Annotated in this window: 16 protein-coding genes; 4 read left to right on the forward strand and 12 right to left on the reverse strand. The window is 70.2% G+C overall.

The genetic code is table 11. The features are described from left to right. Positions 1-42: 42 nt before the first annotated feature. The 6 genes from ACWDSL_RS12935 to ACWDSL_RS12960 all read right to left on the reverse strand — a co-directional run bounded on the left by ACWDSL_RS12935 (position 43) and on the right by ACWDSL_RS12960 (position 7,868). Positions 43-1,917, reverse strand: coding sequence for a right-handed parallel beta-helix repeat-containing protein (locus ACWDSL_RS12935; protein WP_450484641.1), 1,875 nt, complete (start codon positions 1,915-1,917; stop codon positions 43-45). Between the two features lie 29 nt (positions 1,918-1,946). Further along, positions 1,947-2,714, reverse strand: coding sequence for an RraA family protein (locus ACWDSL_RS12940; RefSeq protein WP_450484643.1), 768 nt, complete (start codon positions 2,712-2,714; stop codon positions 1,947-1,949). A gap of 66 nt (positions 2,715-2,780) precedes the next feature. Next, positions 2,781-4,703 carry a hypothetical protein gene (locus tag ACWDSL_RS12945; RefSeq protein ID WP_450484645.1) on the reverse strand — a complete coding sequence of 641 codons (1,923 nt, stop codon included), beginning with the start codon at positions 4,701-4,703 and terminating at the stop codon, positions 2,781-2,783. A gap of 3 nt (positions 4,704-4,706) precedes the next feature. Beyond that, positions 4,707-5,510: a carbohydrate ABC transporter permease gene (locus ACWDSL_RS12950; protein ID WP_450484647.1), complete on the reverse strand. Its 804-nt coding sequence runs from the start codon at positions 5,508-5,510 to the stop codon at positions 4,707-4,709. Between the two features lie 65 nt (positions 5,511-5,575). Beyond that, complete coding sequence (locus ACWDSL_RS12955; protein ID WP_450484649.1) at positions 5,576-6,499, reverse strand: carbohydrate ABC transporter permease; 924 nt, start codon at positions 6,497-6,499, stop codon at positions 5,576-5,578. Between the two features lie 91 nt (positions 6,500-6,590). After that, positions 6,591-7,868, reverse strand: coding sequence for an ABC transporter substrate-binding protein (locus ACWDSL_RS12960; RefSeq protein ID WP_450484651.1), 1,278 nt, complete (start codon positions 7,866-7,868; stop codon positions 6,591-6,593). 201 nt (positions 7,869-8,069) lie between these two features. Between ACWDSL_RS12960 and ACWDSL_RS12965 the strand changes: the two genes are divergently transcribed. Beyond that, positions 8,070-9,221 carry a helix-turn-helix domain-containing protein gene (locus ACWDSL_RS12965; protein ID WP_450484653.1) on the forward strand — a complete coding sequence of 384 codons (1,152 nt, stop codon included), beginning with the start codon at positions 8,070-8,072 and terminating at the stop codon, positions 9,219-9,221. Between the two features lie 15 nt (positions 9,222-9,236). Here ACWDSL_RS12965 and ACWDSL_RS12970 read toward each other — a convergent pair whose 3' ends face one another. The 4 genes from ACWDSL_RS12970 to ACWDSL_RS12985 all read right to left on the reverse strand — a co-directional run bounded on the left by ACWDSL_RS12970 (position 9,237) and on the right by ACWDSL_RS12985 (position 16,005). Continuing rightward, on the reverse strand, positions 9,237-10,451 hold the full coding sequence (locus tag ACWDSL_RS12970) for a hypothetical protein (RefSeq protein ID WP_450484655.1): 1,215 nt from the start codon (positions 10,449-10,451) through the stop codon (positions 9,237-9,239). A gap of 9 nt (positions 10,452-10,460) precedes the next feature. After that, positions 10,461-11,930, reverse strand: a complete 1,470-nt coding sequence (locus tag ACWDSL_RS12975) for a pectinesterase family protein (protein ID WP_450484657.1) — start codon at positions 11,928-11,930, stop codon at positions 10,461-10,463. A gap of 82 nt (positions 11,931-12,012) precedes the next feature. Beyond that, positions 12,013-13,503, reverse strand: coding sequence for a glycoside hydrolase family 28 protein (locus ACWDSL_RS12980; protein WP_450484659.1), 1,491 nt, complete (start codon positions 13,501-13,503; stop codon positions 12,013-12,015). Between the two features lie 27 nt (positions 13,504-13,530). Next, a complete protein-coding gene (locus tag ACWDSL_RS12985) occupies positions 13,531-16,005 on the reverse strand; it encodes a glycoside hydrolase family 95 protein (RefSeq protein ID WP_450484661.1) in 2,475 nt (824 codons plus the stop codon). Between the two features lie 205 nt (positions 16,006-16,210). On the opposite strand from ACWDSL_RS12985, the gene ACWDSL_RS12990 reads away from it, so the two are divergent. Then, the gene (locus ACWDSL_RS12990; protein WP_450484663.1) at positions 16,211-16,915 is read left to right on the forward strand and encodes a signal protein; all 705 of its coding nucleotides are present in this window, start codon (positions 16,211-16,213) and stop codon (positions 16,913-16,915) included. Position 16,916: 1 nt separating this feature from the next. On the opposite strand, the gene ACWDSL_RS12995 is transcribed toward ACWDSL_RS12990, so the two are convergent. Further along, complete coding sequence (locus ACWDSL_RS12995; protein ID WP_450484665.1) at positions 16,917-17,510, reverse strand: TetR/AcrR family transcriptional regulator; 594 nt, start codon at positions 17,508-17,510, stop codon at positions 16,917-16,919. Positions 17,511-17,692: 182 nt separating this feature from the next. Between ACWDSL_RS12995 and ACWDSL_RS13000 the strand changes: the two genes are divergently transcribed. Continuing rightward, positions 17,693-18,712, forward strand: coding sequence for an aldo/keto reductase (locus ACWDSL_RS13000; protein WP_450484667.1), 1,020 nt, complete (start codon positions 17,693-17,695; stop codon positions 18,710-18,712). Positions 18,713-18,737: 25 nt separating this feature from the next. Then, on the forward strand, positions 18,738-19,628 hold the full coding sequence (locus ACWDSL_RS13005) for an LLM class flavin-dependent oxidoreductase (RefSeq protein WP_450484669.1): 891 nt from the start codon (positions 18,738-18,740) through the stop codon (positions 19,626-19,628). Positions 19,629-19,659: 31 nt separating this feature from the next. Here ACWDSL_RS13005 and ACWDSL_RS13010 read toward each other — a convergent pair whose 3' ends face one another. Continuing rightward, positions 19,660-21,171, reverse strand: a complete 1,512-nt coding sequence (locus ACWDSL_RS13010; RefSeq protein ID WP_450484671.1) for a glycoside hydrolase family 3 protein — start codon at positions 21,169-21,171, stop codon at positions 19,660-19,662. Between the last annotated feature and the right edge of the window lie 214 nt (positions 21,172-21,385).

Here is a 21,385-nt window from a genome sequence, read left to right on the forward strand (position 1 = left end):
AGTGGCGGCCCGGCGAGGGCCCACGCGGGTGCGCCTGTGCGCTCAGCCGTCCGAGCCGGGCAGCGGATAGGGGAAGGAGGGCTTGACGCCGATCTTGTCGTACTCCATACGGGAGGGATCGAAGCCGTTCTGCCAGTTGGCGTTCTCCACGGTGTTGCACTGGTAGCTCTGGTACTTGTCGTCGGTGACCTTGCCGACCTGGATGTCGGTGAGGGTGAAACCGCAGCCACCCGCGTCCATGTGCACCCCTCGGGTGCCGCTGTCGGGCATGGAGTCGTCCGGTATGACATCGCCGACGACGAGCTGCGAGACACGGTTGTTGCTGGTGTGCGGCTCGGTGTTGTCGACGCCGTAGGTGTAGAAGGCGCCCATGTCACCGCTGTCCAGACCGGCTTTCTCGATGCGCAGATACTTGAAGGTGTTGTTGCGCGCGTACGAGTCGCCGGGCCCCACCTCGGGCATCACCTCCAGGGTGACCCCGTAGCGGGCGCTGTGCTCGAAGTAGCTGTAACTCACCTCATTGGAGCTGGTGTTGAGGAGTTCGACACCAGCCGCGTCGCCGGGGACGAGCTCCCCGTAGTGGGTGATGTAGTTGTCGGTGAACAGGTGGTGGCCGGTGATGTCGCCCTCGCCCGGGTAGCCACCTTCGACCTTGATGCCGTCGCCGCCGAGGTTTTCCAGCAGGCTGTCGCGGACGGTGAGGCGGTCGTTGGCGAAGAGCGCGTAGACGGCGGTGAAGCCGGTGTCGGAGATCCGCATCCGCTGGAGGGTGATACCACTGCTGTTGGTGACCGTGACGGCCCCGAAGCGGTTGCGGTTCATCTCGATCTGCCGGTCGTACACCGGGTACTTGTGGACATCGCCCGAGTCCCCGTCGCTGATCCAGCCGTAGCGGTACCAGTCGACGAAGTCGGTGTACTGCAGGGCGAGGCCGTCCAGGGAGATGTCCGCCACCCGCCGGTCGGCCGCCGCTCCCGCGAACTTGAACAGCGTCTTGACCGTGGGGCGCATGACGGTCACGTCATCGATGTCGCCACGGGGCTTGTAGTAGAGCTGCCCCTTGCCGTAGTCCAAGTAGTACTCCCCGGCCTGGTCGAGGAAGTCCAGGGAGTTCTGGAGGAAGTAGCGGGAGCCGCTGCGGGAGTTCATCAGCGCGTACCGCGTCCAGTGGGACAGCGTCATCTGGTTCTTGGCGGGGTTCCAGTCCCTGATGGGCACGGTGTCGGTGAACCAGCTCCAGCTGCCGCCGGACCAGACAACCGCCTGCGCGTTGCTGAGGTCCCAGGACGCCTGCCACTCACCGGGCTTGGAGTACAGCCACTGGTGCACGGCCTCCTTCTCCGGCTCCTTGAGCACGGAGAAGAGATACGGGGCCCAGGTGTCGTCGGTCCCGCGGTTGGGGTAGCGGGCGGTGGTGGCCCGTTTCCCGTCCTCGAACAGGGTGTAGAAGCGCCGGTCGGTGCCGACGTCGGCGCGGTAGATGCCGTCCTTGTACGCGGTCCAGCCCGTGACGGGCGCGGCGCCCAGGACACGGGCCTTGCCGGGCCCGTCGTACGAACGGTAGACGACGCGGTGGCCGCCGTTCCCTGAGTCGCGGTCGTCGAACTCGACGGTGCGGCTGACCGGGTAGTCGCCCGCGCGCAGGTTGACCACGATGTCGCAGCGCATCGTCCCCGGCCGGTTGAGGCCCTTGGCGCGGATGTGGTCGCGGGCCTGCTCGATGGTCCGCCACGGGGCGTCCTTGCTGCCCTTGGCCGTGTCCCGGCCGTCGGGTGCGAGGAAGAGCTGCGTGGGCCGGCAGCCGGTGGCGGCCGCGTCCGCGCGGTGGCCGGGCAGCGCCGCGCCGCCGATCAGCAGCAGCGCGCCCGCCACCGCCAGGGTGAGCCTGAGCTGTGGTCTTCGGATGGTGCGCAACACGGTCGTAGTCCTCCTTGTGTGGGGGTGCGTCAGGCCAAGTCCTGGTCGCGCCAGCGCTCGTACTCGGCGCGGGTGTCGGCCGTCAGCGGGTAGTAGTCGGTGAGGGCTCCTCCCTCCTCGATGCGGGCGCGGCTGAAGCGCTCCCACTGCTCGTGCTCGCGCGCGGCGGCGATCACGGCGGGCGCGGTGCGCCGGGGCACCACCACGGGCCCGTCGTCGTCGGCCACCAGCAGATCCCCGGGCAGCGCGAGCACTCCGCCGCAGGCCACCGGCACGTCGTACGCCCAGGGGAAGAGCTCGGCCTGCGAGGCGTAGTGGGGGGTGACGCCGGTGGCCCAGACGGGCACGCCGGTCTCGCGCACCCGCGGCGCGTCGCGGATACGGCCGTCGACGACGATCCCGGCGCCGCCCTTCTGCCGGAAGTAGCGCACCAGCATGTCGCCGAAGCAGCCGGTGTACGGGGAGCCGTAGGCCTGTACGACGAGGACGTCGCCGGGTTCGATGGTCTCCAGGACGGCCCACAGGGCGGTGTGCCGCTCCACGTACTCCTGGCCGAGGCCGGAGGCGATGTCCTCGCGCTGCGGCATGAACTGCAGGGTGCGGATCCGGCCGGCGATCTTCAGACCGGGGGCGAGCGGCCGCGGTCCGCAGACGAAGGTGCGGCGGATGCCCTGCGCATGCAGTTTGGCGCAGGCGGTGGCGGCGGACACCTCGGCGAGCCGGGTCAGGACCTGGGGGTCCGCGGGCCCGGGGGTATCCCCGCGTACCGGCAGCTCCCACACGGGTTCCTCGTCCACGAACGGTCTCCTCACTGTCGGGTCACTGTCGGGGCGCTATCGGGTCACTGGCGGGGGCGGGCCGGTCTACGGGGCGGGCTGGTGTGCGGGGCGCTGGGCCCGGGGGGTGAGTCGCAGATCGAGCCGGACGCGGTGGCCCGGGGGCAGCTCAACCTCGATCCGCGGTCCGCCGACCGGCAGGTCGACGGTGCTGATGGCGGGGTCGGGGACGGTGTACGAGCGGGGGTCTCCGGGGTAGCCGGGTGCGGCCGTATCGACCAGGGCGCGGTCGATGCGGTGTTCACCGAAGGCACCGGCCTGGACGACCACCGTGCGGACACCGGACAGGCCGGTGTGGACGAGTTCGACGCGGACCCGGTCGGCGGTGACGGTGTCCACGAGGGCGGCCACGTCGGGGGGCAGCCCCGGGCGGCCGCGCTCAAGGTCGTAATAGGCGAGACGGGTGGGCAGCAGACCGCCGTTGTAGAGCACCTGCGGGGTTCCGGTGGTCAGTTGCAGCAGCGCCTCGGTGAGGACCGGGTTGAGGCGCTGCCAGTGGTGGATGTGCAGCTCCGCCGGGTCGGTGGTGTCCGCGTCGATCAGCGCCATGCGGCGGGCGGCCTGACCGAGGGCGGTGCGCAGGATCGCGGCCGGGTAGCCGGGGTTGTCGCCGCTCAGGTAGGCCAGCCAGGGGGCTTCGTGGCCGCCCTCCTCCTTGTTGCGGAACGCGCGGACGGTGCGCCAGTCGTAGCCGCACACCTCGCGGAGGCGCCGCAGGCGGTCGTGGTCCTCGTCGGCGAGCGAGGCGTGCCATAACCACAGGGGCAGGGCGATCTGGGGCGGCTGGTAGTCGAACCAGCCCCCGTCGTCGTACCGGTTGGGGACGAGGAGGGTGGGGCGGTCGGCGTCCTCGCCGAGTTCGGCGAGCCAGCGGTCGGACGTGCTCATCTCGGTGTCCGTGACCGCGCCCCGGGCAGCGTGGGCGAGGACTTCGTCGAGCGGTCCGCGGCCGAGGGGCAGCAGGTCGGTGGTTCCGGTGAGGAGGACGGAGTTGACGGCGGCGATCACGGCGGCGTTGCCGACGCTGTAGAGGCCGTGCGGCCAGGTCCACCCGTACAGGCCGCCGTACCAGCGGCCACCGTGGTCCTCGCCCACCTCGCCGGAGGGTCCTACGTTGTCGGGCAGAAAACCGCCGCACGCACGCGCCCTGTGCTGCCAGGCGGTGAGGTAGTCGAGGGCCCAGTCGCGGTGGCGGTCGTCGTGGTCGTACAGCCAGGCGTTGACGGCAAGGCTGGTGGCGGCGAGGTTGACCGCGGTGTCGCCGCGGCCGAGGCGGGCGTTCATGGCCTGGCCCATGCGGCGGGCGCGGGCGGGGTCGGCCAGGTCGTCCCAGGTGCGGATGGAGTCGAGGTCGCGCAGTGGCAGGCCGTAGGGGCGCATCACAGCCAGGTCGGCACCGTAGGAGGCCCACTCCTTCTGCAACCCGTACCGGGGGCCCGCGGCGCCGTTGTGCGGGGCCCGGATGGTGTGCGTCGCCGGATCGAAGTTGCCCGCCGGGGAGCCGGGCAGATACAGCTCGGCGAAGCGCAGGGCCCGGGCGCGGAACTCCTGGTCGGCCGGGTCGGCGGCGCAGATGCCGTAGAACAGCAGCATCGACTCGCCCAGGTGGAACCAGTCGTATCCGCGCTCGAACTCGTCCACGGCCAAGCCGAGCTCGGTGAGCTGGGCGGTGACTCCGGTCCAGTGGTGTTTACAGGCGTCCAGCAGATCGTCAGCGCCGCCCAGTTGGTACAGGACGGGCCAGTTGAAGAACGCCTCGTAGAAGTCGTCGCCGCCGTCGCGGTCGGCCACCGGTCCGCGGTAGCGCAGCCGGCCGTCGGGTTCGCAGTAGCGGTGGGCGAAGGCCCGCCACGCCTCGTCGAGCACATCGAACAGCCTGCGCTGCAGCACCGCCCACTCCGGCGGTGCGCCCAGCGGAACGGTGGCGGTCACCCGGATGGTGTGCGTCATGGGTCAGCCCCTCGTCGCCCCGGCCGTGAGGCCGCTGATGATGTGCCGCTGCATGAACACGAAGAAGACGAGCGGGGGCGCGATGGCCAGCAGGAGGGTGGGGAAGACGACGGTGTAGTCGGTCTGGTACTGGCTGACCGCCGCGTATACGCCGGTGGTGACCGTGTACAGGCCGCTGCCCGGGCCGAGGATGATCTGCGGGTTCACGAAGTCGTTCCACACCGAGAAGGTGTTGAGGATGACCATGGTGGCGACCACAGGCCGCATCAGCGGAAAGATGATCCGCCAGAAGGTGCGGATGCGTCCGGCGCCGTCGACGGCCGCCGCCTGGTCGAGTTCGCGGGGGATGGTGGCGATGTATCCGGCGTACAGGAACACCGAGAACGGCAGTGTCAGGACCGTCTCGAAGAGGACGAAGCCACGGACGGTGCCCATCAGGCCGAGGGTCTTGAGGACGTAGACGACGGGGATCACCAGCACCTGGCCGGGGATGAACGTCCCGGCGAGGAAGAACAGCATCAGCGCCCGGTAGCGGCGCCGTGTGCTGCGGGCGATGACGTACGCGGCCGGCCCGGCCAGTACGAGGGACAGGACGTTGACGCACACGACGAACAGCAGTGTCACCGCGTAGCCGCGCACCATGTCGAACCGCTCGCTGTCCAGGGTCCGTTCGAGGTACTGGAGAGAGCCGCCGCCGTCCGGCAGGCCGAACGGATCGGTCAGGATCTGCTGCTGGGACTTGAAGGCATTGACCACCAGGACATACAGCGGCACCAGCATCAGCACGCTGACGGCTCCGAGGAACACCAGTCTGGGTGCGCCGCCAAGTCGCCCGCGCCCACGCGGGGCTCGGGCAGCTTCACCACGGAGGCTCATGAGTACACCGCCATCTCCGACCGCCGCCGCAGCCGGGTCACGAGGAGAGCGAGCGTGGCCGTGACGGCCATCAGGACCACGGACTGCGCGGAGCCGAGTCCGAGGCGGCCGTCGTGGAAGGAGTTCCAGAGGATGAGATACGCGATGGTGCGGGTCTCCCCGGCCGGTCCGCCCGCGGTCAGCGACACCACCAGGTCGTAGGTCTTGAGCAGGGTCACCAGGGACAGAACGATGTTCACGGTCACCGACGGCCCGAGCGCGGGCAGTGTGACATGCCGGAACACCTGCCACTTCGTGGCGCCGTCGATACGGGCCGCCTCGGTGAGGGAGCGGGGCACGGCCTGGAGCCCGGCGAGATACAGGACCACGTTCACGCCGAACGCCGACCACACCACCAGGCACACCAGGGTGGCCAGCGCCCAGTCGGGATCGGCGAGGAACGGCAGGACCTCGCCTCCGTGGGAGGTGATCAGGCTGTTGACGGCTCCGGTGGTGCCGAGGATGGCGCTCCACAGGAATCCGATGACCAGCGCGCTGAGGACATGGGGGTAGAAGAGGACCATCCGGAAGAAGGCGTTGACGCGCGAGGAACCGTTCAGCAGCAGCGCGAAGCCGAGGCCGAGCACGTTCAGACCCACCGTGCCGAGCCCGGCCAGCAGCAGCGTGACGGTGATCGAGTGGCGCAGATCCGGATCGTCCAGCAGGGCGGTGTAGTTGGCGGTGCCGACGACCGAAGGGTTTGCGCTGAAGCCGTCCCAGTCGGTGAGGCTGAGATAGCCGGCCAGCGCCACCGGTACGGCGAGCAGCCCGGTGTAGAGCACGGTGGCGGGGAGGATCATGATGGCGGTGGCCAGCCCGCCCCCTCGTACGCCGGACCGCCGGCCGCGGCGGGTGAGACCGGTTTCCCGATCGATGCGCATCGTGTCCCTTCCTGTGCGCTCGCGGACATGGTGTGGCTCAGGAGGAGGGTTGCTCAGCCCCCGACGACCCGGGGCCTGAAGAATGGGGCGTTCAGGAACGGTCGCGGACCCAGCGGTCGACGGCCTTCGCCGCGTCGTCGGGCGAGCGCCCGGTGTACAGGCTCTGCACCGCGGTGTTCCAGGCGGCGTTGAAGCCCCGGGGCAGGGTGTTCTCGCCGTATCCCTCGCCCTGCGCGACGCTCGCGGGAGCCTCGTCGAGGATTTTCTGTATCTCGCCCTCCAGCGGGCTGAAGGTCCGCTCGGAGCCACGGCGGAAGTTGCCGTCCTGCCGCAGTTGGCTGTCGACGGCCTTCTCGTCGGTGACCAGCCACTTGACGAGTTCGAGGGCGAGTTCCCGCCGCCCGCTGTCCTTGAGGATCATGTACGGCATGGACATCGTGGCCCCCTGCGGGCCGGGATGGCGCTGCCCCTCCTCCACCGGGGCGGGGAACACGCCCACCTCGAAGCCCTTGTCGGCGGCCCTGGCCTCCGCCGCGGTGAACCAGCTGCCCATGACGTACATCGCGGACTTGCCGGAGAGGAAGTCGGTCTCCGCGTCGGCGTATTTGAGCCCCAGCGCGTTCTTGTCGAGGTATCCGCGCTCCAGCCAGGTCTTGTACAGCCGCAGATACGGGAGCATGACCTCCCCCACCGTGAGCTTTTCGTCGCGCACCTGCCCGTACCAGCCGGGGCGGCTCTGGGCGAGGGAGGGGTCGGAGAGCTGGAGCAGCTGCAGCCCGGTGACGAAGTCACCGGCGGTCCGCAGCGGCAGACGGCCCGCCTTCTTCAACTTGCCCATCGCCTCGGTCAGTTCCTCGAGTGTCCTGGGCGGCCGGGTGATCCCGACCTCGGTGAAGGCTTCCTTGTTGTAGAAGACGAGCGACTGCGCCTGTTCGCCCACGCCGACGGTGTAGGCCTTCCCGTCCAGCATGGCCTCCTTGGCCAGCGGGGTGTCCGCGACCCAGGGCTGGTCGGTGAGGTCCAGCATCTTGGGCGCCAGCGTCTCGTCCACGACCAGGGTTTCGACGATGTCGGGGGCGTCACCGGCGGCCAGCTGCTGCTGGAGGGTGTCGGCCACACCCGTGCCGGTCGGCGCCTCGATCTTGACGTTCACCCCCTGGTGAGCCTTCTCGAAGGGCTCGACGAGGTCGTTCCAGAACTCCTGTGTGAGGTTGGGTGTGATGTTGACCAGGACCCGGAGCGTCTTGCCCCGCCCGCCGTCGCCACCGGAGCCGCCGTCGGAGAAGCCACCGCCTCCGCATGCCGTGAGCCCCAGGGCCAGCAACACCATCGCGGCGCCCGTCTTCCGTCGTGTCCGTCGTCGGAGCATCGGTCCTCCAGGAGGGCTCAGGTTCAGGGACTCTTTGGGGCTCCAGGCTTTTATTGGGTCAGTTATCGAGCAACGATTACTTCATAAGTGCGTTGTGACACGATGGTCAAGTCGGTACGCACAGCCAAAAGTTGATGACGTAAATACTGCAGGTACATGTCATGACCCATAAGTTCCTCACACACGGGAGGGGGATGGCTCATGGTCGCGCCTGAGGGGTCGGAGGAGTCCAAGGAGTCCAAGGCGCCGCGGATGCCCCGGCTCGGCGCGGCGGACCGTGACACCCTTGTCCAGTGGTCGGCGCGGGACTCCGGCCCGCTGTGTCTGCGCAGCCGTATCGTGCTCGCCTGCGCCGAGGGCCACTCCACCCGTCAGATCGCGCAGCGGCTGGGCGTCAGCCCGGCGACGGTGGCCAAGTGGCGGCAGCGTTTCCTGGAACACGGCCCGGCGGGGCTGTCCGACGCCCGCCGCTCCGGCCGTCCGCGCAGCCCGGGACGCCAGGACGCGGAGCGCCGTGTCGCGGCGGTGCTGGACCTCGCGCACGAGGGCGAACCCGTGCCGTCGACCCGGGATCTGTCCGAGGAGCTGGGCCTGTCCCAGTCGACGGTCGCCCGCATCCGGCAGGAGCAGGCCGGCCGGCGTACGGCTCCGTCCGCCCCCTCAGGCCCGGTCCCGCGGCCGGCACGCACGGCCCTCGACGCCCCGCTCCCCCGCCAACTGCTGTCCGACCACGTCTACGCGCGGCTGCGCGACTGGATCGTCTCCGGCGAGCTGGTGCCGGGCCAGCGCGTGGTCGAGTCGGAGATCGCGCGCCGGATGGGCACCAGCCAAGCTCCGGCCCGCGAGGCCATCAAACGGCTGGCCCACGAAGGGCTGGTGAACTCCCTGCCGCGCCAGGGCACGTATGTGACCCAGGTGTCCGACCGGCAGGCGCGGGATGTGCGCGAGATCCGTGTGATGTTCGAGATGTACGCGGCCCGCAGGGCGACCGGCCGCCTGGACGCCGAGTGTCTGCGGCGCCTGGCCGAGGACATCGACGCCATGCGCCGCGCGGCGGACGGTGGCGACATCGGGGACTTCCGCGACGCCGATATGTCGTTTCACCGCACGGTGTGCACGGCCGCCGGCAACGCGGCGCTGCTGCGGCTGTGGCACATCATCGAGCCGAGCATGTGGGGGCTGCATGTGCTGGGCAACCCGCGCTACCGGGGGGACTGGCGGGCGATGGCCGAGCTCCACGCGGAACTGCTCGCCGCGCTGCGCGACGGCGACCCGGACGAGACCGCGGCCCTGTTCGCCGCCCATGCGGCGGGCGAGGCATCCCGCTACCGCCGCGGCCACCTCCCGTCATGAACTGTCCATGAACCGTCAGGGCTCCCGGGCGCAGTTGACCTCGAGATCCCAGAGGATGACGGAGAGGGCGAAGGGGCTGATGGTGTGGTCGCCGTGGGTGGCATCCTCCAGCAGCTCCCAGTGGCCACTGCCGATGCCCTGGACGCGCTGCCGCACCACGGGTTCGTAGGCCCGGTGTCCGACACCGTTGAAGCAGCATGAGTCGAACCGGTTGAGGATCTGCGTCTGACGGCGGTGCTCACCGACCGACGCCAGCGCGTACAGGTCCGGGAAGTCGCAGATCCCGTAGAAGGCGGGATGCCGGTCCCGCCGCTGCTCCCAGTCCCCCGTCGTCGGCCTCGGGCTGGGCGGCGCCGAGCGCAGGAAGAAGGGCAGCGACCCGGCGGTCGGATAGCTCCGGGTGATCCGTGGGTCGAGCGCCGGGTACACGGTGGTCGCCCAGCCTCCCCCGGAGAACCCGATCATCTGCAGCGACGGCGGCTCGTACACCCTCCGCACATGGTTCACGGCCACCGCGAGCGGTTCCAGGAAGAAGCGCAGGGTGGAGAAGTCCGCGCTCTCCCAGGGCCCCAGATCGTTGTGCGACTCCACGACGACCGAGGTGTCGGGGTCGGTGGGCTCCCGCAGCTCCTTCGGGTTCCAGTGGTACAGGGGCATGGCGAACAGCAGCACGCCGTACCCGGCGTCCAGCAGCGCCTGGGCGGTGCGCCGCATGGTGTCGGGCACCTCGCCGTGGCCGTTGTGGTAGAGCGCGAAGCGGCCGTGCGCCGTACGGCGCGGCAGCAGCAGGAAGACGACGGATGTCAGCCCATACGGCAGACGTACGGTGAGCCGGTCGATCCGGTGCACGCCGCTGAACTCGGGCAGCTCCGGGGCCATGACCCCGCGCTCCACCTCGGGCAGCGCGTCGGGCAACCGCCCGTCGGTGGACTTCCACACCTCGGCGATCAGCGCGGTCCGCAGCCGCTCGATGTCCGCCCGCGTGTGCACCGCCATCAGCGCCTCGACGTCGACGCCGACGACGTCCTGCGGCAGCGTTTTGTACGCCGCGCTGTGGGCGTCCGCCACCTCCTGGTTGACGGGCGCCACCGGGCGCGGCCGGTCCCGGCCTCCGCGAGGCGCGTCAGCCGCGTCAGCCGCGAACGCCGTGCCGGGGGCGCCGAGCGCGGCAAGCGAGCCGGCCGTCCCCAGGACACTTCCCAGAACACTCCTCCGGCGCATGGGCAGCATGCCGGTCCCTCACCTTCCCTCTCGTTGATCGCTCGCGTCGCGCGGGTCCCAGCCGTCCAGCAGCGCCGCGGGGTCCCGCCACCGTTCGGCCTCGGCCGCGGTGAGCTGACGGGAGCAGGCCAGCCGCCCGGCGGTGTCGACGGGCCGGCCCGCCAGGTCCTCGCTGCCGTATTCCTGGAACCGCAGCTTCTGGCCCGACGAGCAGTCGAACCCGGTCAGCCCCCAGCCCACGGGCGCCACATGGGAGTCCATCCAGGTGTCGATGAACACCGCCTGGCTGCCGGGGAAGCGGCTGTCGATGCGGCTCAGCAGCACACTTCCGTCGGCCACCCCGGCCGCGCGCGTCAGCCGGGTACGGACGAACACGTTGCCGGGGCCGTCCTCGCCGTTGCGGACCTGGCTGAGGTAGCCGCGGTCGAGCGCCTTGAGCTCGGAGTCCTGGATGAAGACCCCGCCGGTCCCCCAGACGAAGTCGACATCGCCCTCGACATAGCTGTCCGTCACGAAGGCCCGCCCCTGCAGACGCAGACTGTCCTGGTAGCTGAGCACGCGCACGCGGTCGAGCACGATGCGGTCGCCGTTGCCCCGGAACGCCTCGGCCTGCGAGCCGCCCTCCGGGGTGAGGTTGTGCACGGTGGCGTCCTGGAGCCGGAAGTCGTCCGCGTCCACGCCGAAGGCCGCGCGCCAGCAGTTGTGGCGGTCGGGATACGGAAGCACCCGACGCGGGCAGTAGCTCTGCTCCGGCGGTACGTCGGCCATCGCCGCGTCGCCGTTGAGGACGCTGTTGTTCGGATAGCCGATGACGGTACGGCGCGCCCCCGCGCCGCGCACGGTCAGCTGCGGTCTGGACTGGGCGACGTACACGATCTCCCGGTAGAACCCCGGCGCCACGTCGATCCGCACCGGACGGGTGTTGCCCTCCGGTACGGAGTCGACCGCGCCCTGCACCGTACAGAAGTCGCCGCCGCCCCGGCCGTTCACGGTCAGCCGGGAGGAGCCGGGCGCCGGGTCGCGCCGGGTGCGGAAGCGCCAGGTGTCGGGGGATTCGATGCCCTGGTAGCCCTCGAAGAAGCCGGGCTCCACCGTCACGTAGTACTCCTGGCCCGGGGCCAGTCGCCGGTGCAGCTGGACGGCGGCGGTACGCCCGTCCACGACCACCGGTTCATAGGTCCAGCGGTGCACCTCGCCGTAGTCGGACCGGGCGCCCCCGATGGACCGATGATACGTCGCCGGATCGGCGAGATCGACGACATCGGCGAGGGCGCCGTCGGCTTGGTGGACACTCAGCCGCCCTTTGACGCCCAGCCGTACGGCGGTCCCGAAGGTGAACCGCAACGAGGTGTCAGCGCACACCCCTCGGCCCAGCCCCCGCGGTTGCAGCGCTACAGCGGACGGGGCAGCGGCTGATGGAACGACAGCGGACGGGGCGGCGGCCAGCGACAGCAGCAGGGCCACGACGAACGGACGTAACGCTCCCATGGAACCCGCTCCTCAGCTCCGGCATCCCTATGGCATACCAGGCATGGAAGCACAGCGGCCGCGCGCTGAACACCCCTTGGTATCAGGGAATGTCGTCCGGGTACGGGCTGCCCCCGACCAGTACGTTGCGTACGGTGACACCGGTCGCGTTCTCGATCAGCGGATCCTTCGCGGGCCGGGGGAAGGTGAGGTTGTCCAGGCGCACCGTCCGCACCGGGGCCTCGGCAACGGCGCGGATCCGGAAGGGGATTTCACAGGGGCCACCGACGGACCAGTTCCGCGCCGACAGCCGCGACACCTCCGGGTAGCGATCGCCCCCGGATCCCCCCATGTACTGAAAGGTGACCTCGAAGGGCACATAGGTCCACGCCGGGCAGGCCACATCGGTGACATGCACGTCTTTGATGTACCCGCCGCGCGTCGAGGTCGATTTGACGTTGAGGATCCAGGCGACGCTGGGCTCGTTGAGCGAGCTGTCGTACGGGATCCGCAGCCGACGGGCGACCACGTTCTCCACTCCCCCGCTCATCTCGCTGCCGACGGCCACCGCAGCGCCACCGCCGAGGTAGCGGCAGTCCTCGATCAGAACGTTCCTGGACGGGACGCCGACGCGCCAGCCGTCTTGGTCCCGGCCCGATTTGATGGCCACGCAGTCGTCGTGCGTGGCGAAGGTGACCCGTCTGATGACGACGCTCTCGCAGGAGTCGGGGTCGCAGGCGTCGCCGTTGGGCCCCATGCTCTCCACGACGACGTCCTGCACGGTCACATTGCGGCACAGCACGGGGTGGATGTTCCACATCGGCGAGTGACGCAGCGTGACGCCTTCGATGAGGACGTTCCGGCAGGAGTAGGGCTGGATGAAACTGGGGCGCAGATAGTGGCCGGCGCCGAAGACGCGCTCCTCGACCGGCACTCCTTCCACGCCCATGCGCTCCAGCGCCGCCCAGTCCGCCCGCTGGTTGGGCATCCCCGGCTGCCATCCGTACTGTCCCGAGCCCACCCAGAACCACCAGTGCTGGTTGTCGCCCTGTGCGTCGAGGACGCCCCCGCCCGTCACCGCGATGTCGTGCCGGCCGTCGGCGTGGATCAGCGGCGAGTAGTTGTAGAGCTCGACGCCCTGCCAGCGGGTGCGGACCACGGGCAGATAGGCGGCCGGGTCGGTACTGAAGAGCAGGGTCGCGCCCTGGGCGATATGCAGATCGACGCCGCTGAGCAGATGGATGGCCCCGGTGGCCCACCGCCCCTCGGGCACCAGGACATGGCCGCCGCCGGCCGCGTGGCAGTCCTTGATCGCCCGGTCGATGGCCTCGGTGCAGTCGGTCACCCCGTCGCCGACGGCCCCGTGTCGGGTGATCGGAAACCATGCGTCGGGGAAGCTCGGACGAGTGACGCTCTCGCTGATCCTCCTGGCACGTTCGCGCAGCTCCCGGTCGAGTGAAGCGCGATGCCGGCCTGGTGTGCCCTGTCCTTCCGTACGGTCGGCGGCCCGGCTCGGTGCGCTGCCCAGCAGTGGTATTCCGCTGGTCAGCAGTGCGCCGAGACCGAACAGCCGCCGTCTGGCCAGGTCTGCCATGGTGACCTCCCAGGTTGTCGGAAATGTTCAAGCGGTGGCGGGCCGGATGTCGTAGGCGGTGCCTCGACGGGTGGCGAAGACGGTGACGCCCTTCTCGGGGTGGTCGACACGCACCGCCTTTCCGCCTGAGGTGACGGTCACCGGCGACGGAGTGCGCAGCCTCAGTTCATGGCCGCCGGTGGACCGGATCTCGGCCCGGTGCAGTGCGTGATCGCGCCACGCGAGGTCGACCGTGAACCCGCCGCGGGCCAGCAGCCCCCGCACCGCGCCGTCCGGCCATGCCTCGGGCAGGGCGGGCAGCAGCGCGACCTCTCCCGAATGGCTCTGCAGCAGCATCTCGGTGATCCCCGAGGTCCCGCCGAAGTTGCCGTCGATCTGGAACGGCGGGTGGAGGTCGAACATGTTGGGCGCGGTGCGGGCCGGGACCAGCAGGTTGGACAGCCGCTTGTACGCCTCGGCGGCGTCGAGCAGCCGCGCCCAGAAGTTGATCTTCCAGGCGAGCGACCATCCCGCACCGGCCTCACCGCGCAGTTCGAGCGTGCGCCGGGCCGCCGCGGCGAGTTGCGGACGGGTCCGCGGATTGATCTCCTCACCCGGGAACAGACCCCATAGATGCGAGATATGCCGGCTGCGCGAGAGGGCGGCGTCCCCCTCGTAGTCCTCCAGCCACTCCTGGATCTGGCCGAGATAGCCGACCTTGGTCGGGGCGAGCCGGCCACGGGCGGTGGCGGCGGCACGGCGCAGCTTCGGGTCCTCGCCCAGCGCCTCGGACGCGCCCTCGAAGGCGGTGAAGAGCTGCCGCAGGATCTGCATGTCCATGGTCGGTCCGGCGCACATGCTGACGTTCTCGCCGTCGACCTCGTGGTGGCCCACCTCGGGAGAGTGCGAGGGGTTGGTCACCAGACAGCCGGTCCTGGGGTCTTCCTGAAGTGTGTCGAGGAAGAACTCGACGGCGCCCCTCATCAGCGGGTAGTGCCGTCGCAGGGTGTGTCTGTCGCCGGTGTAGAGATAGCGCTCCCAGATGATGCCCGCCAGCCAGGCGCCGCCCGTGGGCCACACGCCGTAGAAGGCGAAGTCGACCGGTGCGGTGCCGCGCCAGCCGTCGGTGTTGTGGTGCGCCACCCAGCCCGTGGCGCCGTACATCTGACGCGCCGTGCGCGCCCCGGTCTCGGACAGGTCGTGGATCAGGTCGAAGAGCGGATCCCAGCACTCCACCAGGTTGGTCGGCCCGGCGGGCCAGTAGTTCATCTCGCAGTTGATGTTGAGCGTGTACTTCGATTCCCAGGCCGGTGTGAGGCTGTCGTTCCAGATGCCCTGGAGATTGGCGGCGTGCCCCGGAGTGCGCGAGCTGGAGATCAGCAGATAGCGGCCGTACTGGAAGTACAGAGCGGCCAGTTGCGGATCGGTGTCCAGCTGTCGGCGGGCGATGCGTTCGTCGGTCGGCAGCGAGGCCGCCTCGGACGTACCGAGGTCGAGGTCGACGCGGCGGAACAGCGCCCCGTAGTCCTTGGTGTGCACCTCGCGCAGCGCGCGGTACGGCCGGGCCGAGGCGCGCTGGAGATGGCGTCCGGCGGCGGCGCCGGAATCGCCGGCCACGTCGTCGTAGCCGCGGTAACTCGTGCCCATGGAGATCAGGAGGGTCACGGCGTCGGCGCCTTCGACGATCAGCCGGCCCCCCTCGGTACGCACCGTTCCGCCGTCGGCCTCGGCCCGGGCCAGGGCCTGGAAGCGCACCTCGCCCGGGCGTCCCTGCCAGGCGGCGCTGATGCCGTCGAGCCGGATCGTGGCGGCGCCCACGGAACCCGTGGTGCTCTGCTGCGGGCTGGAGAACTCCGCCTCGAACGAGACCGAGGCCCGCCGATCGGCGCTCAGCCGCACCACGATGACCTGGTCGGGCAGGCTTGCGAACACCTCACGGGTGTGCCGCACCCCATCGCTGACATACGTCACCGACGTGATCGCCGTGGTGAGGTCCAGCTCCCGGCGGTAGTCCGTGTGCTCGCCCGCACCCGGAAACGCCAACCGCAGATCGCCCACCGGCTGGTACGGCGCCTGCTCGCTCGGGACGCCCATGAACGACGAGTCGGCCAGCCGCTGCGCCGCGCCCCACTCGTCGGCGAACACCAGCCGTCTGAGCTCCGGCAGCACGTCCAGCGCGCCCGGCGGGTCGTAGTCGTGCGGGCCGCCGCCCCACACGCTGTCCTCGTTCAGCTGCAGCCGCTCGACGGTCACCCCGCCGAACACCATGGCGCCCAGCCGGCCACAGCCCACCGGCAGCGCCTCCAGCCACTCCTGGGCCGGCCCGCGGTACCACAGCCGCCAGGGCTCGGGCCGCGCCTGGTCCCGCGGGGTGGCGGCCACCGCGCCGGCCGGGGCCGCCGCTCCGGCGGCCACCGCGCCGGCCGCGACACCGGCGCCGGTCCACAGAACACCGCGGCGGGTGTAGTCATTTGTCTGAGGTGTGTTTGTCTGTGGTGTGTTCGTCTGTCGTGCGAAGGACATGAGTTGCACTCCCTGGGGATGGAAGGACACCGGGGGTACAGCGCTCGGGCGCGGCGCAGTCGGCCACCGTTCACCTGGGCACCTGACGCTTCAGACGATCCATCAGACGATCGCATGGATGGCCCGCTCTGGACAGACACCGATGCCACTCCATGCGGCGCCACGCCGGGATATATCGTGTCCGGTGCCTGAGAGGAGCGAGGAAATGAGCAGCCGGACGGGATGGATAGGGATCGCCGCCGCAGCGGTGGTCGCGGTCGCCGGATGCGGCGGAGGGGACGACGGCGGTTCGCGGGCCGCAGAGTCGGACCGGCCATCGGAACCGCAGCGGACGTCAGCGGCGCCCTCCCCAGCCACACCGTCGCCCTCGGCTTCCTCGCCCTCGGCACCGGCCGCCACCCGGCTCTCCCCCGCGGACCTTCAGGGACGGTGGTGGACATGGGCGGCGTCGGAAGAGACGTCGACGAACCCGGTCGCCGACGAGGACGGGCGGTCGTGCGACCGTAACCAGCCGGACGACGTGTGGTTTGTGGCCGGGACCTTCGGCGGGCAGGTCGAACGGGCCTGCACCGTGCCAAGTGGCCGCCCCGTCGCCTTCCCCCTCATCAACCTCGTGGGCGGCTCAGCGGACTGCGCCGACTTCATGAAAACGGCCTCGGGCACGGCGAGCCTGGACGGCCGGGGCATCAGCCCGGATCGCTACCTCGGGACGACGATCACGGTGACGGCCGCGCCCGGGAACCCCGTGACCGATTCGAGCGGCCGCTTCAGCGGGACGGGATGCGGGCTGTGGGTTCAGCTGCCCGCGCTCATGGCCGGGAAGCACACGCTGAAAATCCGGGGCAGGTCGGCGGACTTCACGGTCACGGTGGACTACGCGTTGACGGTGGCGGCGCCCGGCACCGTCTGAGTCACCCAGGCGGCAGGCGTAGTCCCGCGATGAGGAGTTCGACCAGTCGTCGTGCGTCGTAGTCGGGATTGTGCTCGGCGCCGATGCAGAGGTTTCCGACGCCGCGCATGAGCTGGATGGCCGCCACATCGGAGCGGATCTCGCCGGCATCGACCGCGGCGTCGAGCAGCTCGGTGCACACGGGCACGAGGCGGTCGAGGAAGTAGGCGTGCAGCGTCTCGAAGCCGGCGTTGTCGGACTGCAACACGGCGGCGAGTCCGTGCTTGGTGACCAGGAAATCGACGAAGAGGTTGATCCACTGCCCCAGCGCGGCATGCGGGGTCGCGCTGCTCGCCAGCAGGGCCGGACCGGCCTCGGCGCATGCCTCGACCTGGTGCCGGTAGACGGCGATGATCAGATCCGCTCGCGTCGGGAAGTGGCGGTAGATCGTGCCCACCCCGACGCCGGCCTTGGCCGCGATGTCGCGTACCGGCGCTTCCACGCCTGACGCGACGAAGACCGCGGCGGCCGCGTCGAGCAGGGTCTCCTGGTTGCGCCGGGCGTCCGCCCGCTTGGACCGGGCCGCGCGTCCCGCGCCCTCGTCGCTGTCGTTCACCGCACCGCTCCTTCCACCACCCGGCCATCAACGAACTTGCCAAGCGGAACAACGTTCCGTATCGTCTTTTCCGGAACGAGGTTCCGCTTTCTCATGATGCCAGAGCAGGGACCCGGCAGCCAAACCACGCATTGTCATCACGCGATACCGCCACGCTTCATCCGCAGTGGAGGAACACAGTCATGCAGTACCGCACCTTGGGCCGCACCGGTGTGCAGGTCAGCTCTCTCGCGCTCGGCGCCATGAACTTCGGCAGCATCGGGCGCACCACCCAGGACGAGGCCACCGCCATCGTCGATGCCGCTCTCGAGGGCGGGATCAACCTCATCGACACCGCCGATATGTACAGCGCGGGCGAATCGGAGGAGATGGTCGGCAAGGCCATCGCCGACCGCCGCGACGACATCGTGCTGGCCACGAAGGCCGGCATGCCGATGGGCGACGAGCGCAACCATCGGGGCAGTTCGCGCCGCTGGCTGGTCACCGAGCTGGACAACAGCCTGCGTCGGCTCGGTGTCGACCACGTCGATCTCTACCAGATCCACCGCTGGGACCCGAACACCAGCGACGAGGAGACACTGTCGGCGCTCACCGACCTCCAGCGCGCCGGAAAGATCCGCCACTTCGGCTCCTCGACGTTTCCCGCATACCGCATCGTGCAGGCCCAGTGGGCCGCCCGTGAGCACCGCCTGAGCCGTTATGTCACCGAGCAGCCCAGCTACTCGATCCTGCAGCGCGGTGTCGAGAGCCATGTGCTGCCCGTGACCGAGCAGTACGGGCTCGGTGTGCTGGTGTGGAGCCCGCTGGCCGCGGGCTGGCTGTCAGGCGCGATCCGCGAGGGCCGGGAGATCACCACCAGCCGCTCGACGTTCATGCCGGAACGCTTCGACACGACCATCCCCGCCAACCGGGCCAGGCTCGACGCCGTCGAGCGGCTGGCCGAGGTCGCCGACGAGGCCGGTCTGACCATGATCCAGCTCGCGCTCGGATTCGTGACCGCGCATCCCGCCGTGACCAGCGCTCTCATCGGCCCCCGCACCCTGGACCATCTGCACACGCAACTCGCCGCCGCCGACACCGTGCTCCCGGCCGATGTGCTCGACGCCATCGACGCGATCGTCGCGCCCGGTGTCGACCTGGCCGCACACGAGAAGCACGACACTCCGCCCGCGCTGCTCGACCCGTCGCTGCGGCGCCGCTGACCGTACGGAAAGGATCAACAGCTCCATGCCGTACACACCCCGGCCACGTTTTGGCATCATGACCGCCCCGATGCAGGTCGACTACCACGACGTCCTCCGAGTCTGGCGCGAGGCGGACACCATTCCGGAGATCGAGCACGCCTGGTTGTTCGATCACCTCATGCCGATCGGCGGCGACCCGAACGGACCGACGCACGAAGGCTGGACACTGCTCTCGGCCCTCGCCGCCCACACCCGACGGCTGCGGCTCGGTCTGCTGGTGACCAGCAACCGGTTCCGGCCGCCCGCGATGCTGGCCAAGATCGCCACGACCGTCGACATCGTCTCCGGCGGACGGCTCGACTTCGGCATCGGCGTCGGCTCACGCCCCAGCCCTCCCGCGGCACACCGCGAGTACGCGGCACACGGCCTGCCCTTCCATGACACCGCACACGCCGTGGGGAGCCTCGCCGAGGCCTGTACGGTGATCCGGCGGCTGTGGACCGAGGAGGAGCCGTTCGACTTCGACGGCTCCTACCACCAGCTCACCGGGGCGTTCGGCAATCCCAAACCCGTCCAGCGCCCCCATCCGCCGATCCTCATCGGCGGACGCGCGGCCTCGACCCTGCGCGTGGTCGCCGAACACGCCGACATGTGGAACATCCCCGGCGGCGACATCGACGACGTCGTCAAGCGCAGTGCGCTGCTGGACCGCTACTGCGCCGAGATCGGTCGCGACCCCGCCTCGATCACCCGCTCGATCCACCTGTCCGTCTCGTACGACCGGCCCGGCGCCACCCGGGACGCGATCGACGAGGCGATCGACGCCGGCTTCGGGCATATCGTCCTCGGACTGTCGACGCCCTACCCCGTCGACGTGGCGCGGTGGGTCGCCGACGAGCTCATCAACACATCGGCCCGGGGCAAGTCCTCGTAGCACCCACGTACGGGCCGTGGCGCGCGGGGCTCTACCTCGTCCCTGCCAGGACCTCCGCCGCGGCCACCCCGGACGCCGTGGTCGCGCCATGAGTGGAGATGTGCACCGCGCCGGGGGCGGTGGCGCCCGGCAGGCCCATCTCCACGACGATCGCGTCCGGGCGCGCGGTGACGAGGTCCGCCAGGGCGCCGCCCATCCACGGGTGCCGGGAGGCGTCCCTGACGACGACCACCAGCGGGCGTCCGGAGGCGGGGGTCAGCGCGGACGCCTCCAGGGTGGCTGCCCGCGTCCGCAACTCCTGCGGATGGATCCGGACCGAGGTCGTGCCGGGAAGCCGCTCGCTCAGCGGTGCGGCGACGCCCCAGGGGGTCTCCTTGCCGATGGCCAGATTGGTGGCGGGCACCAGCTCCACCACATGCGGCGGCGCGGCCAGGGGCAGCGACTCCGCCACGGAGCCGGTCATACGGATGGCCCGGCGGGCGGCGACGAAGCCGATGGCACCGTCGACCGCACCGGCCGGGGCGGACCGGCCCAGCTCCGTCGACCACTCGGCGAACGCCCGGACCCGCTCCGACGCCTCCGCCAGCCGCTCCTCGGCGAGTTCCCCGGCGGCCACGGCGTCGACGAGGGCGGTGGCCAGCAGTTGGGCGGTGGCCTCCTCGGCGCTCTCCCCGCCGACGCAGATGGCGTCGGCCCCGGCGGCGACGGCGCGCACCGTGGCCCCGTCGATCCCGTAGCGGTCGGCGACGGCCCCCATCTCGATGGCGTCGGTGACGATCAGCCCGTCGAATCCGAGCTCCTGGCGCAGCAGGCCGTCGAGGATTCGGCGGCTGAGGGTGGCGGGCAGCTCCGGGTCGTAGGCGGGCACCAGGAGGTGGCCGCTCATGACCGCGCGGCCCCCCGCGTCCAGTGCGGCGCGGAACGGCGGCAGGGCCTGGGCGGCGATTCGGTCGAGGTCGGCGTCGTAACTGGGCAGGCCGTGGTGGGAGTCGACGGCGACGTCCCCATGGCCGGGGAAGTGTTTGGCGCAGGCGGCGACTCCGGCCGACTGGAGTCCTTTGATCCACGCGGCGGCGTGCCGGGACACCGTTTTGGCGTCCGCCCCGAAGGACCTGACCCCGATGATGGGGTTGTCCGGGTTGGAGTTGACGTCCACGGTGGGCGCGAAGTTGAGGCTGATGCCCGCTCCACGCAGTTGGCGGCCCAGGTCGGCGGCGACGGACTCGGTCAGCTCGGTGTCGTCCACCGTCCCGAGGGCGAGGTTGCCGGGGCGGGTGGAGCCGGTGGCGGACTCGATCCGGGTGACATCACCGGCCTCCTCGTCGATCGCTACGATCAACGACGGGTTCTCGGCGCGGAGTTGCGCGGTCAGCCGGGCGAGCTGGTCCGGGGATTCGATATTGCGCGAAAAGATCACGACGGAGGCCAGGCCGTTGCCGATGTCACGCAGGATCCACTCCGGCGCCTCCGTGCCCACGAACCCCGGTTGCAGGACGGAGAGTGCGAGTCGTCGCAGGTCCGTGCCGGGCTTGCTGGTGGACATCGACCACGCCTTTCGGGGAACGCCAACACACCGACAACACCGACGCCGCTCACGACATCGATGATCTTTGGTACAGACCAACGGATCGTCGCCCAGTCGAATCGCCGGTGTCAAGGCGCCGACCGCCGGGGCCGCTGCCAACAGGCCTAGGGAATTCCCTTGTTGACAACGTATATGGTCTAGTCCATTTTTATGAAGGCGTCAGTACCTCACG

Source organism: Streptomyces sp. NPDC000941, from assembly GCF_053599555.1.